22 protein-coding genes are annotated in these 15708 nt (G+C 38.4%); 18 read left to right on the top strand and 4 right to left on the bottom strand.

From position 1 onward, the window contains the following. Positions 1-3 precede the first annotated feature (3 nt). From rpsE to rplQ, 11 genes are all read left to right on the top strand, one after another. Entirely contained in the window at positions 4-510 is a 507-nt protein-coding gene (gene rpsE, locus HNQ98_RS04815; RefSeq protein WP_014973704.1) for a 30S ribosomal protein S5, read from the top strand. An 11-nt stretch (positions 511-521) separates the two neighbouring features. Further along, positions 522-704: a 50S ribosomal protein L30 gene (gene rpmD, locus HNQ98_RS04810; RefSeq protein ID WP_014973705.1), complete on the top strand. Its 183-nt coding sequence runs from the start codon at positions 522-524 to the stop codon at positions 702-704. Between the two features lie 29 nt (positions 705-733). Beyond that, positions 734-1168 carry a 50S ribosomal protein L15 gene (rplO, locus tag HNQ98_RS04805; protein ID WP_014973706.1) on the top strand — a complete coding sequence of 145 codons (435 nt, stop codon included), beginning with the start codon at positions 734-736 and terminating at the stop codon, positions 1166-1168. Next, complete coding sequence (gene secY / locus HNQ98_RS04800; protein ID WP_014973707.1) at positions 1168-2502, top strand: preprotein translocase subunit SecY; 1335 nt, start codon at positions 1168-1170, stop codon at positions 2500-2502. Before rplO ends, secY begins: the two co-directional genes overlap by 1 nt. After that, positions 2495-3058 (top strand): adenylate kinase, encoded by a 564-nt coding sequence (locus tag HNQ98_RS04795; protein WP_014973708.1) that lies wholly within the window; start codon positions 2495-2497, stop codon positions 3056-3058. Before secY ends, HNQ98_RS04795 begins: the two co-directional genes overlap by 8 nt. Positions 3059-3163: 105 nt before the next feature. Beyond that, complete coding sequence (gene infA / locus HNQ98_RS04790) at positions 3164-3379, top strand: translation initiation factor IF-1 (RefSeq protein ID WP_002816015.1); 216 nt, start codon at positions 3164-3166, stop codon at positions 3377-3379. 45 nt (positions 3380-3424) lie between these two features. Next, positions 3425-3544: a 50S ribosomal protein L36 gene (gene rpmJ, locus HNQ98_RS04785; protein ID WP_002816013.1), complete on the top strand. Its 120-nt coding sequence runs from the start codon at positions 3425-3427 to the stop codon at positions 3542-3544. Positions 3545-3631: 87 nt separating this feature from the next. Then, the gene (gene rpsM / locus HNQ98_RS04780) at positions 3632-4003 is read left to right on the top strand and encodes a 30S ribosomal protein S13 (protein ID WP_014973709.1); all 372 of its coding nucleotides are present in this window, start codon (positions 3632-3634) and stop codon (positions 4001-4003) included. 123 nt (positions 4004-4126) lie between these two features. Further along, the gene (rpsK, locus tag HNQ98_RS04775) at positions 4127-4513 is read left to right on the top strand and encodes a 30S ribosomal protein S11 (protein ID WP_014973710.1); all 387 of its coding nucleotides are present in this window, start codon (positions 4127-4129) and stop codon (positions 4511-4513) included. Between the two features lie 46 nt (positions 4514-4559). Further along, positions 4560-5504: a DNA-directed RNA polymerase subunit alpha gene (locus HNQ98_RS04770; protein ID WP_135198006.1), complete on the top strand. Its 945-nt coding sequence runs from the start codon at positions 4560-4562 to the stop codon at positions 5502-5504. 37 nt (positions 5505-5541) lie between these two features. Beyond that, positions 5542-5925 carry a 50S ribosomal protein L17 gene (rplQ, locus tag HNQ98_RS04765; protein ID WP_014973712.1) on the top strand — a complete coding sequence of 128 codons (384 nt, stop codon included), beginning with the start codon at positions 5542-5544 and terminating at the stop codon, positions 5923-5925. A gap of 56 nt (positions 5926-5981) precedes the next feature. On the opposite strand, the gene HNQ98_RS04760 is transcribed toward rplQ, so the two are convergent. After that, a complete protein-coding gene (locus tag HNQ98_RS04760) occupies positions 5982-6980 on the bottom strand; it encodes a polyprenyl synthetase family protein (protein WP_014973713.1) in 999 nt (332 codons plus the stop codon). A 102-nt stretch (positions 6981-7082) separates the two neighbouring features. Beyond that, the gene (locus HNQ98_RS04755) at positions 7083-8753 is read right to left on the bottom strand and encodes an NAD(P)/FAD-dependent oxidoreductase (RefSeq protein ID WP_014973714.1); all 1671 of its coding nucleotides are present in this window, start codon (positions 8751-8753) and stop codon (positions 7083-7085) included. 176 nt (positions 8754-8929) lie between these two features. On the opposite strand from HNQ98_RS04755, the gene HNQ98_RS04750 reads away from it, so the two are divergent. The 6 genes from HNQ98_RS04750 to rpsI all read left to right on the top strand — a co-directional run bounded on the left by HNQ98_RS04750 (position 8930) and on the right by rpsI (position 13275). After that, positions 8930-9751, top strand: coding sequence for an energy-coupling factor transporter ATPase (locus HNQ98_RS04750; protein WP_014973715.1), 822 nt, complete (start codon positions 8930-8932; stop codon positions 9749-9751). After that, positions 9727-10581, top strand: coding sequence for an energy-coupling factor transporter ATPase (locus HNQ98_RS04745; protein ID WP_014973716.1), 855 nt, complete (start codon positions 9727-9729; stop codon positions 10579-10581). Before HNQ98_RS04750 ends, HNQ98_RS04745 begins: the two co-directional genes overlap by 25 nt. Further along, positions 10578-11384 carry an energy-coupling factor transporter transmembrane component T family protein gene (locus tag HNQ98_RS04740; RefSeq protein WP_014973717.1) on the top strand — a complete coding sequence of 269 codons (807 nt, stop codon included), beginning with the start codon at positions 10578-10580 and terminating at the stop codon, positions 11382-11384. The genes HNQ98_RS04745 and HNQ98_RS04740 overlap by 4 nt, the downstream gene beginning before the upstream one ends. A 62-nt stretch (positions 11385-11446) precedes the next feature. Further along, entirely contained in the window at positions 11447-12214 is a 768-nt protein-coding gene (gene truA / locus HNQ98_RS04735; protein ID WP_014973718.1) for a tRNA pseudouridine(38-40) synthase TruA, read from the top strand. 203 nt (positions 12215-12417) lie between these two features. Continuing rightward, positions 12418-12861, top strand: a complete 444-nt coding sequence (gene rplM / locus HNQ98_RS04730) for a 50S ribosomal protein L13 (RefSeq protein ID WP_014973719.1) — start codon at positions 12418-12420, stop codon at positions 12859-12861. Between the two features lie 18 nt (positions 12862-12879). Then, positions 12880-13275, top strand: coding sequence for a 30S ribosomal protein S9 (gene rpsI / locus HNQ98_RS04725; RefSeq protein WP_014973720.1), 396 nt, complete (start codon positions 12880-12882; stop codon positions 13273-13275). Between the two features lie 139 nt (positions 13276-13414). On the opposite strand, the gene HNQ98_RS04720 is transcribed toward rpsI, so the two are convergent. Beyond that, entirely contained in the window at positions 13415-13888 is a 474-nt protein-coding gene (locus HNQ98_RS04720; protein ID WP_014973721.1) for a hypothetical protein, read from the bottom strand. Further along, positions 13885-14103: a helix-turn-helix transcriptional regulator gene (locus HNQ98_RS04715; RefSeq protein ID WP_014973722.1), complete on the bottom strand. Its 219-nt coding sequence runs from the start codon at positions 14101-14103 to the stop codon at positions 13885-13887. The genes HNQ98_RS04720 and HNQ98_RS04715 overlap by 4 nt, the downstream gene beginning before the upstream one ends. Positions 14104-14353: 250 nt before the next feature. Here HNQ98_RS04715 and HNQ98_RS04710 point away from each other — a divergent pair, with 250 nt between their 5' ends. Further along, the gene (locus HNQ98_RS04710) at positions 14354-15703 is read left to right on the top strand and encodes an MFS transporter (protein WP_184284956.1); all 1350 of its coding nucleotides are present in this window, start codon (positions 14354-14356) and stop codon (positions 15701-15703) included. The last annotated feature ends 5 nt before the right edge of the window (positions 15704-15708 follow it).

The following is a 15708-nucleotide window of genomic DNA, read 5'->3' as shown; positions in this document are numbered from 1 at the left end:
AAAATGGTTGAATTCGTTAACCCTAAGTCACTTGGTGAATTAGAAGAAAACGTTGTTTCTATTAACCGTGTCACAAAGGTTGTCAAAGGTGGTCGTCGTTTGCGTTTCGCAGCGTTGGTTGTCGTTGGTGATAAGCAAGGACATGTTGGTTTTGGTACTGGTAAGGCACAAGAAGTGCCTGAAGCTATTCGTAAAGCTGTTGAAGATGCTAAGCGTAAATTGATTACTGTTCCTACAGTTGTTACAACTATTCCTCATGACGTTCTTGGCGTATGGGGCGGCGGTAAAATTTTGATTAAGCCAGCCGAAGAAGGTTCTGGTGTTGCTGCTGGTGGTGCCGCTCGTTCTGTTATGGAACTAGCAGGTATTGCTGACGTGACTGCGAAGTCACTTGGCTCAGCTACACCTGTTAACGTTATCCGCGCAACTTTTGATGCTTTGACTAGTTTGAAAGATGCTGAAAAAGTAGCAGCTTTGCGTGGTGTTTCATTGGAACACTTAGCTGAATAAGGAGCGATAAAATGGCTGATTTAAAAATCACTTTGATTAAGAGTGCGGCTCATCGCTTACCAAAGCAGCGCGCAATTGTTAAGTCTCTTGGACTTGGACGCGTGTCTAGCTCAGTGGTGAAGCCTAATAACGAAGCTACTCGTGGTGCAATTTTTCATATTGCCCATCTTGTAAACGTTGAAGAAGTAAAGTAATAACTATATAAATAAGGAGGTACCGAAAGATGAATTTAAACGAATTACAAACTGCTGAAGGTTCACGCAAGTTGCGTAACCGTGTAGGTCGCGGTACGTCATCAGGAAACGGTAAAACGTCTGGACGTGGTCAAAAGGGTCAAAAGGCTCGTGGCAAAGTACGTTTGGGCTTTGAAGGTGGTCAAATGCCTTTGTACCGTCGTATTCCAAAACGTGGATTTACAAATATTTCACGTAAGGAATTCGCTGTTGTCAACTTGGACAAGTTGAATACATTTGCAGATGGCACAGAAGTAACACCAGCACTTTTGATTGAAAATGGTATTGTTAAGAATCAAAAGTCAGGAATTAAAATCTTGGCCGTTGGTCAACTTGATAAGAAGTTAAATATCAAGGCACATAAGTTCTCAGGCGCTGCAAAATCTGCTATTGAACAAGCTGGTGGATCAACTGAGGTAATTTAATGCTAAGCACGTTATTTAATGCAGTACGTGAAAAAGATATTCGTAAAAAGCTTGGATGGACTTTTTTAATTTTGTTTATTTACAGAATTGGAACACATATTACTGTGCCAGGTGTTGATCCAGCAGCTATGACGAATATGGCTAACTCCGGATTGATGAACATTCTGAATATCTTTTCGGGTGGCGGTCTGATGAATTACTCATTGTTTGCAATGGGTGTTTCACCGTACGTGACGGCACAAATTGTTGTGCAACTTTTGCAATTAGATATCGTGCCTCGCTTTGTTGAATGGAGTAAGCAGGGTGAAGTTGGTCGGCGAAAGTTGAACAACGCCACGCGTTGGCTAACACTTGTGCTTGCTTTTGTACAGTCTGTGGGTATTACAGCTGGATTTAATTCCTTGTCTGCCTACGGATTAGTCAGTGAAACAAATAATGTCATGTCATTTGCCGTGATCGGTTCGGTCATGACAATTGGAACATTTTTTGCAATGTGGCTGGGAGAAATGATTACTGAAAAAGGTCTAGGAAACGGTGTTTCTATGATTATTTTTGCTGGAATCATCGCTCAAGCACCTGAAGGTTTGTATGAAATTTTCAAAGAAAATATTTTACAAGCAGGTGCAAGTGATTTAACAAATGGTATTGTTTTCATGGTTGTTTTGATTGCCGCAATGATATTAGTTGTAGCAATTACTACTTGGTTTTATGAAGCTACACGTCGGTTGCAAATGCAATATACGCGTTCTGCAACTTCATATGGTAGTGAAGCATATTTACCACTAAAGGTTAATGTGTCAGGTGTTATCCCAGTAATTTTTGCTTCATCATTTATTAGTACGCCACAAACAATTATGTTAGCATTTCAAGATAAATATGCATCGGCTCAATGGTATCAAGTCATGCAACAAATATTTAGTATGACAACACTACCTGGTGCAATTCTCTATACTATATTAATCATCGTCTTTACGTATTTCTACGCTTTTGTGCAAGTTAACCCTGAGAAATTAGCGGAAAATCTGCAAAAGCAAGGCGCCTATATCGTTGGTGTTAGACCTGGTGATGAGACGAAATCTTTTGTTTCAAAATTACTATTGAATTTAAGCTTTGTTGGTTCAATATTCTTAGGTTTTGTAGCATTAGTACCACTAATCGCATCAGATATTTGGGGCTTAAATGAAAAAATTGGTTTAGGTGGCACTAGTTTGTTAATTGCAATTGGTGTTGCGTTGGACTTAATTCGTCAGATTGATGGTTTGATGCAAAAGAGAAATTATATTGGGTTTATAACCAAGGATCAGTTAGTAAATCGGGAGGCAACTAATGGCTAAAAATTTGATTTTATTAGGTTTGCCTGGTGCTGGTAAAGGCACACAAGCAGACTTCATCGTGAAAGATTATCCAAACGTACATATCTCTACCGGAGATATTTTCCGTGCAAACTTATCTAATGATACAGAACTAGGTAAGAAGGCACGTGAATATATGGATGCTGGAAACTTAGTTCCTGATGAAATTACAAACGCGATGGTTGCTGATCGTCTAAGTCAAGCAGACGTTGAAGAGAATGGTTTCATGTTAGATGGTTACCCACGTAATGAGGCACAAGCCGAGTTTTTGGATAACTATTTAGATAAAAAAAGCAATTCAGTTTCAGCTACGCTTTACTTTGAAGTTACTGATTCGTTATTGCGCGAACGTCTTTTGGGGCGAGGTCGTGCAGATGATACACCCGAAGTTATTGATAACCGTTTGGAAGTCAATAAAGCAGCTAACTTGCCATTAGTAGACTATTACAAAAAAGCAGGCGTGTTGCACACGATAGATGGCGGACGTGAACTGGCTGAAGTGTATCGTGATGTGAAAGGCGTTTTGGATAACTTATAAAAGTTTCTAAAATCACATTGAGAAGTATCAATATATTTGATATAATTTGATAGGCTAGGCGCTTATCGACAATGTTGAACATTATTAGCACAGGAGGTTAAGTGCATGGCCAATGATGTCATCGAAATTGAAGGTAAAGTGAAAGAAACTTTACCAAATGCGATGTTCCAAGTAGAACTCGAGAATGGTGCGGTTATTTTGGCACATGTTTCAGGTAAGATTCGTAAGAACTTTATCCGAATATTGCCAGGGGATCGTGTCACAGTAGAAATGTCACCATACGACTTAACAAAGGGTCGTATTACTTATCGTTTCCGTTAAGAAGTGATTTGGAATAATCAGTTAACCGAATAGGAGGAATGGATTATGAAAGTACGCCCATCAGTTAAAAAGATGTGTGATGCTTGCCGCGTTATCAAGCGTAATGGTCGCACGATGATTATATGCTCAGCTAACCCTAAGCATAAGCAACGCGCTGGAAAGTAATAATTTCTAAAGCAAGTATGGATTTAAATTAAGATTGTAAATAGACATAATTGTCGTTTTCAAAATATAAATAGGAGGTACATTGTTATGGCTCGTATTGCAGGTATTGATTTGCCACGTGACAAGCGTATTGTCATCGGCTTAACATACATCTACGGAATCGGTAATACTACTGCACAAAATATTTTAGCTGAAGCTGGTGTGTCTGAAGAGGTTCGTGTTCGTGATCTCTCAGCAGATCAAGAAGATGCTATCCGTGCAACAGTTGACAAGTTAAACTTGCAACTTGAAGGTGACTTGCGTCGTAAGATATCCTTGGATATTAAATCGTTGCAAGAAATTGCTTCATACCGTGGCATTCGTCATCGTAAGGGCTTGCCCGTTCGTGGACAAAACACGAAGAACAACGCCCGTACACGTAAAGGCCCAGCTAAGGCAATTACTGGTAAGAGAAAGTAATCTTTCTCTTGTTGTATCCTAATCGGTACGGCACATGATTATCGCAACCATAGTTGCGTAATGTTGGTTAATTTAATTAACCCGAGAAATTATACGAAAAGTATTGAATAGGAGGCCAATTTTATGGCAGGTCGTACAACGCGTAAGCGTCGTGTGAAGAAGAATATCGAAGCTGGTGTAGCTCATATTCACGCAACATTTAACAACACTATCGTCATGATTACTGATGTACAAGGTAACGCTGTTGCTTGGTCATCGGCTGGTGCACTTGGCTTCAAGGGAAGCCGTAAGTCAACACCATTCGCTGCTCAAATGGCAGCAGAAGCAGCAGCAAAAGGTGCCATGGAAATGAACATGCGCACTGTTGCGGTTACTGTTAAAGGACCAGGTTCTGGTCGTGAATCAGCTATCCGTGCTTTGGCCGCAGCTGGCTTGGAAGTAACATCAATTAAAGATGTTACACCAGTTCCCCACAACGGATCACGCCCACCAAAGCGTCGTCGTGTTTAATTGATTTTCATTGCTCTTGCTGTGAAAGAAGGGGTAAGAATTACAGATGATTGAATTTGAAAAGCCAAATATTCATAACATCGAAGAGGATGCCCGCTATGGCAAATTTGTTGTAGAGCCTCTTGAGCGTGGTTACGGTACAACGCTAGGTAACTCATTGCGTCGTATTTTGTTATCATCGCTTCCAGGCGCAGCCGTTAATACGGTGCAAATTGATGGCGTTGTCCACGAATTTTCAACAGTGGATGGCGTTGTCGAAGATGTCACACAAATAATTTTGAATTTGAAAAAAGTTGTGTTGGCGATTGATTCAGATGAGGAACGTGTTCTTGAAATTGATGTTCAAGGACCATCAGAAGTTACTGCAGCTGATTTACAAGCAGGTGCGGATGTAGAAGTTTTGAATCCTGATTTGCATATCGCTACTGTGGCAGCAGGAAAGTCTTTGCATATGACAGTTACGGCAGTTAAAGGTCGTGGCTATTCATCAGCAGACGAAAACAAGCAATTGCGTGAGGAAATGCCTATTGGCGTTTTGGCAGTTGATTCAATTTACACACCCATCGAACGTGTAAACTACCATGTAGAAAATACACGTGTTGGTTCACGTGATGATTATGATAAGCTGACTTTTGATATTTGGACTAATGGTTCAATTAAACCTAGCGATGCTTTGAGCCTTGGTTCTAAAATCTTGGCAGAACATTTGAACTTATTTATGGATATTTCTCCAGTTGCAGCTGAAGCCAATGTTATGGTTGAAGCAGAACCTGTTGCAGTAAGTGCATCAGATTCTGCACCAATTGAAGATTTAGACTTATCTGTTCGTTCATATAATTGTCTCAAACGGGCCGGTATCAACACTATTGTAGAGTTGACGGATCGCACCGAAGCTGACATGATGAAGGTGCGTAATCTCGGTCGGAAATCACTTGATGAAATCCAAGAAAAGCTCACAGAAATGAACTTAGGATTCCGCAAGGAAGATTAACACATGTCTTTAAACTACTAAAAAGGAGGATTCACCAATGCCATATCGTAAGTTGGGTCGTACATCTTCACAACGTAAAGCTTTATTGCGTGATTTGACTACTGATCTTTTGATCAATGGTCGTGTTACAACAACTGAAGCGCGCGCTAAAGAAGTTCGTAAGACTACAGATAAGATGATTACATTAGGTAAGCGTGGTGACTTGGCTGCTCGCCGTCAAGCTGCCGGTTTTGTCCGCAATGAAGTTGCTGACGTTATTGAAGACGGCGACAACGTGAAAGTTCAATCAGCTTTGCAAAAGTTGTTTGATGACGTTGCACCTCGTTTTGCCGAACGTAATGGTGGTTATACACGAATTCTCAAGACTGTCCAACGTCGTGGCGACGCCGCTCAATTGGTCATCTTGGAACTTGTTGATTAATTATTACATCTAAATATGATAATTCAAAAACCCTTTGGAAATATACCAAAGGGTTTTTATTTGTCGCGATTTAACAATAACTGACTAACGTGTTGAAGCTGGTCTTGTAATTTTGGATTAGGTAGTTGCTTAATCAAAGTATCTAATGATTGACTGTAGTCAGATAATAATAATGATAATTTTGACATAGCTTGACTATTATTAATGAGATCGTGTAATATAATCATCTCTTCATTGGTGATGTCATCACGTTTAGTTAGAAGTGCTTTAACTTCAGTGTTAATTTCTTCATCTTCTAAAGCAAATAATACGGGAGCGGTATAAATGCCATTACGAATATCTTGTCCAATGGGTTTTCCTAATGATAAATGTTCTGTGATAGATTCAAAATCAAGATAGTCATCTAATAGTTGAAAAGTTACTCCCATATTTTCACCAAGTTGGCTGACAATGCTTAGCATGTCGTCAGTGTAAGTATTCTCACTAATTGCACCAAAGCTGACACTCAGTCTAAAAAGTGCGGCCGTCTTACCCTGGATTTGTGATAAGTAGGAAGTGAAATTGGTATTGACGTCATAACGATTTTGCTTCTGAACCAGTTCACCAAAGAGAATCTCTTTTAAGGCAGCTAATGATAACTGGTTAGCTTTTGTATTATCAGCATTATTTAGCAATGAAAACATACCGGTGAGCAAGTAATCTCCAGCATATACAGCGGTGTCCTTACCAAACTGGCTTTGGATGCTTTCATGACCACGACGGAGTTTAGAATCATCAATAATGTCATCATGTATTAAGGTTGCCAAGTGGAGAAGTTCAACGCTGGCTCCAAGTGATACTGCGCGAGCATTGTATGGTTGGTTTGTTAGTTCTGAAAACAACAATGTCAGGGCGGGACGGACAAGTTTACCAGCATTTAATTGTAAGCGAATAGCATCGTCAATCTCAGTAAATCCGAGATGCCAGCTAGAAGACATTTCAACTAAAACAGCTTGTAAGGGTTCTTTTAATTCAGGAAATGTTTTCCAAATATTAGGTAAGGTAGGGGTTGACATGTTAATTTTCTCTGTTTCCTTTGCGTATAATTATTCATGTATACGTATTTATGTACAAAGTGCGAGAATTAACGTTTTCGCACTTTATTATTATATTATAACTTATTTATCTAGTTCATCGTAGACCGACTTTGCTTTACCGTACCAGAAACCACCAAATGTTCTTTGTAGTAGTGGGACAAGATAGAAATCTAAGCCAAAACCACGACCAGAGCCGTTCATAAGAGCTACACTTGATAGAATCAAGAACCAATGTGTCATATCAAAGCCATGTGTTGCCCAAGCAACAATGGTTAGCATAATTGAAACTGCTGCCAATGGCCAGGTTAGCAAACCAAGCAACAGACCGGCGCCAGTAATAATTTCAATAAAACTTGCTAGCCCATGTTGCCAGAACAAGTCATTAAGACCGCCGAGGTTACCTAGGGCAGCCAAAATCCAAAATAGGCCTAAGAATATACGTAGTGGTGTTGTCCATAGTACATTGCCTAGTCGAGAGACTGCACCCCAGAATGGATTACGACCATTATCTGTTCGGAAGAATTCATCCATCATATAATTGAAAATGGAATACATTGAACGGATTTGTGAGTAGAAGAAAAGATTGATACCATGTTTAGCTAAACTTGCAAAAAATCCAGAGAAGTTCATACCCATCAAACTAGCTACAGTGTAGTGTGAGCCAATTGATACGGCAAAACCATGGTATTTTACAGCTTCAGCAAAAGTTTTATGTTTACCGAAACCTAGGTCAGCTAAGATGTTGTATGATGCAGCGCGGGCAGAACTTTCAGCACCTTCTACAGTCTGTGGTACGGGGCCTGTTTTTTCATCAACATATGACAGTGTATCACCAGCAACGTAAATATCTTCAGATGGTGTATCATCTTCTAAAGTTGCACGCATATAATCATCAGCTTCAATACGACCACCACGGCCGTATTTGAAGCCCCAGTCAGAAATGAATGATTTAGCCTTTACACCAGCAGTCCAGATCAATGATTTAGTGGGTAATGTTGAACCATCTTTAAAAATAACACCATCTTCAGTTACCCCAGTAACCCTAGAATTCAAGCGAATGTCGACGCCATTATTTTCCATATATTTGAAAGCTTTATCGGCTAACTTACGGTCTTTTAACATGTTCAGAATTTGTGGACCGGCTTCAAGTAAAATAAGTTTAATTTCACTTTCGTCAAGCTTATAAGTTTGTGCCATAACTTTACGTTGTTCAATAAATTCGCCCATCAATTCTGCACCAGTAAACCCTGATCCAACGACAGCAATTGTTAACAACTGCTCACGTTTTTCGGGGTTTAATTCAGCAGCACCTTGACCAATGATATTTTCAATATGGTTACGGATCTCCAAAGATTCTTCCATTGACCATAATTCAAAACCATGTTCTTTTACGCCTGGGGTACCAAAATCATTAGATTGTCCACCAACAGATAAGAGTAACTTTTCATAGTCAATGTCGCCGTGGGTTGTTTTAACAATTTTTGCATCACGGTCAATACCGTTCACTTCGGCTGTTAGTAGTTTAACATTCCGGTCGTGGTAGAAGAGATGTTCCAAGTCTTCTTGTACGTGTTTTGGTTTCACACGTTGAGATGCAACCTCATGTAGCTCTGTCATATATGTAAAATAAGAATGTTTATCAATTAAGATAATATTGTATTCTTTGTGTGATTTTAATTTTTTTGACAAACTCTTTGCTGCAAAGACGCCACCGAAGCCGGCGCCAACAATGACAATATTTTTTTCTGCCATGACTATCTTCTTCCTTTTGTGAATCATTTAATATTATTGTGAAATATCTATTCAATTATAGCCCAATTATCTGTAATTTAAAAGGGTTTATGATAAAAGTTGTTTGTGAAATAATCAGAATAGGGCGTTAACTAAATATGAGCTAAATTACCGAACCTATGATAAAATAAGGAATAATGATTGAAGCAATTAAGATAAACAATTTAAAATATAGCTATCAAGGTAGCCAACAATTATTTGATGATTTCAATTTAACCATTCAAGTTGGACAATGGGTTGCGTTAGTTGGTCACAATGGTTCAGGGAAATCGACATTGGCGAAACTAATTTTAGGGCTCATTGTTGCCAATTCAGGGGATATTGATGTTTTTGGTGAAAGATTGAGTGTGGCAACAGTTAATCATGTGAGAGCACAAATTGGCATGGTTTTCCAGAACCCAGATAATCAATTTGTTGGTGCTACAGTAGCTGATGATGTGGCTTTTGGTTTGGAAAATATGCAAAAACCAAGTAGCGAGATGCCAAAACTAATTGATGAAGCCTTAGAAATTGTTGGTATGCAGGCGTTTAAGAATCGTGAACCACATATGTTGTCTGGTGGCCAAAAACAACGTGTAGCTCTAGCTAGCGTGCTGGCTTTGAATCCTAAAATAATCATATTAGATGAAGCAACTGCCATGTTAGATCCAGAAGGAAGAGACATGGTCATGCAGACGTTACAAAAATTGAAAGCGCGATTTGGTTCGGAGCTCACGCTAATTACGATTACGCATGACATGGATGAAGCGAGTTTAGCAGATCGTGTCGTTGTGATTAACGATGGTAAATTAATCCTTGACGGTGAGCCAGCTACCGTTTTTAGCGAACGAGACATTATGCACAGTAATGGGTTAGAGTTACCTTTTGCCGGTGAGTTGTTGGCAAAGTTAGATAAACGACCTAATAGCTATTTAGATGAAAGAGAATTAGTACAATGGCTATCACATTTGAAAAAGTAAATTTTAGTTATGGCGCTGGCACTAGCTTAGCGACTAGTATTTTACATGATATTACAATTGAAATGCCGACTGGACAAATTACTGCCATTGTTGGACAAACTGGATCGGGAAAGTCAACTTTAATTCAACATATTAACGGCTTGCTTAAGCCGACCAGTGGTCGTGTGATTGTCGATGGATTTGAATTATCTCATAATACGAAAGAAAAGCAATTGATAAGCCTGCGACAAAAAGTAGGCATGGTGTTTCAATTTCCAGAAAATCAATTATTTGCTAATACTGTCTTAGAAGATGTGATGTATGCACCAATGAATTTTGGTGTGAGTAAACAAGACGCCCAATTAGCGGCACAACAGGCTTTAACACGAGTAAATGTTAACGAAGCTTTGTGGGCGAAATCTCCTTTTGAATTATCAGGTGGTCAAATGCGTCGCGTCGCATTAGCTGGTACGCTAGCAAGTAATCCAAGTATTGTAGTAATGGACGAGCCAGCTGCTGGGTTGGATCCTAAAGGGCAAAATGATTTGTTAGATTTAGTACGAGAATTAAAAGAAATGGGCAAAACCGTTGTTTTTATTTCGCATCAAATGGATCATGTTGTGGCAGTTGCAGATCATGTGGTTGTCATGCATGAAGGCGAAATTGCTGCGCAGGAGTCACCAAAGTTGCTTTTTAATCGTGAATTATCTTGGTTTAATACGATGAAGCTTAGTTTGCCAAAAGCAGGTCAGTTTGCTGAAAAGTTACGCATGCAAGGTATGCTATTACCATACCGGCCTTTAACATTAGTCGAGTTATCTCAGCTTATTAATAAGGAGGTACAGTCATGAATAATATTATGATTGGCCGTTTTATTCCTGGAGATTCTTGGGTGCATCGATTGGATCCCAGAACTAAAATGATAGCAACATTTATTTATATTTTGGTGATGTTGTGGTCAAATAGCTGGCAGACATATGCTTGGTCAGCAGCATTTTTAATTTTGCTCATCAAACTAACACAGCAACCTTTCAGCCTTTACTGGAGTGGATTAAAACCAATATTTTGGTTAATCTTGTTTACAGTATTTTTACAGATTTTATTTACACCAGGTGAACCAGTATTATTTAAAGCTGGGCCTATCATTGTCACTTTGCCTGGTATTATTAACGCTGGTTATGTGATTGTTCGTTTTGTGTTAATTATCCTAATGTCCACAATTTTAACCTTAACAACACCACCAACAAGCATTGCTAATGCGCTAGAATCACTGTTGGGACCATTAAAAAAATTACGGGTGCCAGTGGCTGAGTTAGCATTGATGTTGTCGATTGCGCTACGTTTTGTTCCTTTATTAATGGATGAGACTCAAAAAATTATGAATGCACAGAAATCTCGTGGTATGAGTTTTTCAAATGGTGGACCGATCAAACGAGCTAAAGCTATTATCCCATTATTAATTCCTTTGTTTGTGGGGGCATTGCAACGTGCATTAGATTTAGCTAATGCGATGGAGGTACGTGGTTTTAAAGACGCGACACAGCGAACAAAATACCGTATTTTGCATTATCAGCAAGTTGATAGAATAGCTTTTTTGGGTTTAGGAAGTTTCGTAGCTATTTTTTTTGTGATTAAGTTCATATTTCATATTTAAAATGATTGATATTAATTAATAAGGGGAACGGATGGCCTTTGGCTATTTGATATTTAAAGACTATGCCAAGATATAAAGCGACCGTATCCTATGATGGATCAGATTTTTTTGGTTTTCAAGTACAAACAAAACATGGTGTTGAGTGTCAGCGTACTGTTCAGGGTGAATTGAATAAAGCAGTTAATCAAATGGCCAAGAATCCAATTGAACCGATTAAAGTGGTTGGTGCATCACGAACTGATACTGGTGTGCATGCTTTCGGACAAGTCGTGCATTTTGATTTGCCTTTTAATATTCATGAAATTGGTGTTCGTAAAGGTCTAAATACTTTATTACCACGAGATATATTGATTCAACATGTTGAAAAAGTATCTGATAATTTTCATGCGCGTTTTAATACACATGCAAAGCGTTATATTTATCGGGTATCCACACAAGATTATACTGATCCTTTCAAACGCAAATATACGGGTCACTTTCAGTGGCAATTAGATACAAAACGTATACAATTAGCATTACCTGATTTGATCGGTGAACACGATTTTGCCAGTTTTGCTGCGTCTGGGAATCAAACAGCAACAACAATTCGCACAATTACACGTGCTGATGTTGAAATTAAAGAAAGTGATCAAGAATTAGTGTTTACTTTTGAAGGTAATGCATTTTTATATAATCAGATTCGCATTATGGTTGGGGTCTTATTAGAAATTGGTAATGGTCGTCGTGATATTCATGATATTGTCCGTTTAATTGCTGTGAAAGATCGTGAACAAGCGAGATTTACCGCACCGGCTAGTGGCTTATATTTAGATGAAATATATTATGATTAAAAACAGGATTCACTCTAATAATAAAGGGTGTTAATACTAGTGAGATAATCAATTAAATTTGCTTAAACCCATTGACAATATACGTTTTTTTAGTTAAGATAGTAGACGGTATTGTTTACCTCACGATAAGCCCCGGAAACTTATTGTAAATGTATGGCAAGGAACGGCTATACTTGTAAACAACTAATCAAAGGAGCGCAAACATGCGTACAACATTTTTAGCAAAACCAGGTGAAATCGAAAAGAAGTGGTATATTATTGATGCCAAGGACGTCGTTTTGGGACGTTTGTCAACAGTAGTTGCTTCAATTTTGCGTGGTAAGAACAAGCCAACGTTTACACCAAACGTTGACATGGGTGATCATGTGATCATCATTAATGCAAGCGAAGTTAAATTGACAGGTAAGAAAGCTACTGATAAGATTTATTACCATCACTCAAACCACCCAGGTGGATTGAAGGCTCGCACAGCTGGAAACTATCGTGAATTCAACCCTGAAAAGTTGGTTGAATTATCAATTCATGGTATGTTACCAAAGAACACTTTGGGTCGTAAGCAAGGATTGAACTTGCATGTATACGCAGGTGCAGAACATGCAAATGCTGCACAAAAGCCCGAAGCACTTGACATCAACAAGTTGGTTTAAGAAAGGAGAATCTAAATTATGACTACAGCAGTACAATATGCCGGCACAGGTCGTCGTAAGAACTCAGTTGCTCGTGTGCGTTTGGTTCCAGGTAATGGCCAAATCACAATGAACGGCAAGTCAATCGAAGAATACATTCCTTTCGCTAACTTGCGTGAAGTTGTTTTGCAACCATTCAATGCTACTGATACATTAGGTAACTATGATGTATTAGTAAATGTTATTGGTGGTGGTTATTCTGGTCAAGCTGGTGCAACACGTCACGGTATCGCTCGTGCATTGTTGACAGTAGATCCTGATTTCCGTGCAGTCTTGAAGGCAGCAGGTTTGTTGACTCGTGACTCACGTATGAAGGAACGTAAGAAGCCAGGTTTGAAGAAGGCTCGTAAAGCTTCTCAATTCTCAAAGCGTTAATAATAATTATTCACGTTTTGTGGCAATCACAACGTTATTCAAAAAGCCCAATCTTCGGATTGGGCTTTTTTTAAATAATTCGAATAGCAAAGGGTTAATGTTTATTGATTAGGTTGAGAAGTGATCTATATTGTAGTTACTATATTTCTAAATTTTTCCGGTCTGCAAGCACCCAGCAAAATAAATAATTTATAAATCCAATGCAAGTGACAACACTAAAACTAATTAGCATTATAATCTGACTTTGATTCTTAGTCATTGGGATAACTAGTTGAACAAAAATAACGATACTGGAAACAGATGGTATTAGGGCTATGAATAAGCGGTAGGTTTTAGCTGCAGCAAAATGGCTCAGATGTTTTTCTCGTTCGTCGAAACTACTCATTTCCCTTTTTTTTGTATTATAGCCATCGTGTCCATATTTTTGATAAGCAAAACGTAGCAGACCAAAAACACTAGACCATATTAAGAAGATAAAAAATAAGCTCCCTGCGTTAATTTGTGATGACCCAGCTAGGGGTTTTGGCGATAAATTAATTATTTCGATAAGAGCGAGGGTTAACAAAATTGTAGTAATAATATTACCAACTTGCTCAAAAATTATTTTTTTCATGATTGAATTTCCTTCTCCTTGTCCAATTGAAATAATTTATCAATTGGTGTGTCTAATGCTTCTGAAAGTTGAAAGGCTAGCAGTAAAGAAGGTGTGTAGTTACCTTTTTCTAGAGATATAATCGTACGACGTGAGACACCAATTTTTTTAGCTAACTCTTCTTGTGTGAAAGCGCACGCTTTACGCTGCTGCTGTACAATATTTATAATGAACATAGTTATCATCCCTAATGTGAAATAAACTTCATAACTAGTTTATCATAGTATAATAAGTGTAGTCAACTTCGCTTATTATACGATTAACTTCGATTTCATGTTATATTTTAAATTTCTGTATTGAGTTGACACCCTTGGTAAATTCGGATAGACTTAACTATACGATTAACTCAATCTAGCGAGTATAAAAGCTGATCTGCCATTTATGGCTGTTCAGCTTTTCTTTATGTGGAGAGGTAAAGCAAGCATTATGGAAAAAGTATCTTTAAAAACAGCACTTGGCATTGTATCAGTCGCATTGGTCGCTTTTTCAGGTATCATGGCGGAAACAGCAATGAATGTGACGTTTCCAGTGTTAACAAAAGTTTTTAATACAAATTTAAATCTCATTCAATGGGTAACAACAGCTTATCTACTTGCAGTAACGGTTATGGTGACTACAAGTGCCTACTTGACCAAGCGGTTTAGCAGACGAATGTTATGGTTGGTTAGTGTGTTTATTTTTATCATCGGCACATTAATTGCTGGGTTGGCCAACAATATTCCGGTGTTATTATTGGGACGTATTTTAGAAGGTATTTCTGCTGGTATTGCTATGCCACTAGTGTTTAACGTTGTTGTGGCGACTGTGCCACATGCCAAAATTGGTGTTTGGATGGGGTTAGCCGCATTAGTTGTTAGTTTGGCACCATCATTTGGGCCTACTTATGGGGGGGTATTAGTAGACACATTAGGCTGGCGATCCATCTTCTTTATTTTACTAATTGCACCCATATTGTCACTTATTTTAGGCTGGCGAACTGTTGTAGCTATCGAACGTTATCCTGTGAAACAAAAATTTGACGCGTTAGCATTTTCCTTGTTATCTATATTTTTGATAGTTACTTTACTAGTTGTGAACCAATTAGAACAGGGGCGTGTCAACTGGCTATTAGTTAGCATTATTATTGTCACACTAGTCGCTTTTATCTGGCGTGGGCGACACTCAAAACAAAGTTTTTTAGATTTAAAGTTATTTACTGAAGTGAAATTTGTTGCTTTATTATTGCCAATTTCATTATATATGTTTGTTATGTTGGGACTGAATTTAATTATTCCAACTTTCTTACAGGAAGTTTTGCATACATCTAGTTTTTTGGCAGGTTTTTCTTTATTACCTGGTTCACTGATTGGTGCTTTTTTAAACCCTATATTTGGTCGAGTATATGATTTAAAGGGTGCTAAACTACCCTTGTACGTAGGCAATTGGATTTTCACAATTGTTGTATTAATTATGGCTATTTGGACGCAACATTTGGCACTTATTTCGATTATTATGTTGTATATCGTGTTTATCATTGGTCGAAATATGGCTTTTACTGGGGCACAAACTGCAGCTCTAGTTGATGTACCAGCCTCAGAAAAGTCTGACGCAACAGCAATCATACAAACGTTACAGATGTTCATGGGGGCTTTAGGAACAACAGTTGGTGCTTTGTTACAAGCAAAACTGGGTGGACTGCATGGCTTTCAAATTTTTGGTTACTTATCAATTATCATAGCTATTCTGATTTTAGGGTTAATTATGTTATATTTTAATGCAAGCAAAAAGAACGCCTAGGCGTT

It is taken from the genome of Leuconostoc carnosum, from assembly GCF_014207505.1.
In the GTDB taxonomy this organism is placed as follows: Bacteria; Bacillota; Bacilli; order Lactobacillales; family Lactobacillaceae; genus Leuconostoc; species Leuconostoc carnosum.
Note: the sequence above shows the minus strand (reverse complement) of the source record. Positions and strands in the feature narration are given on the sequence as shown.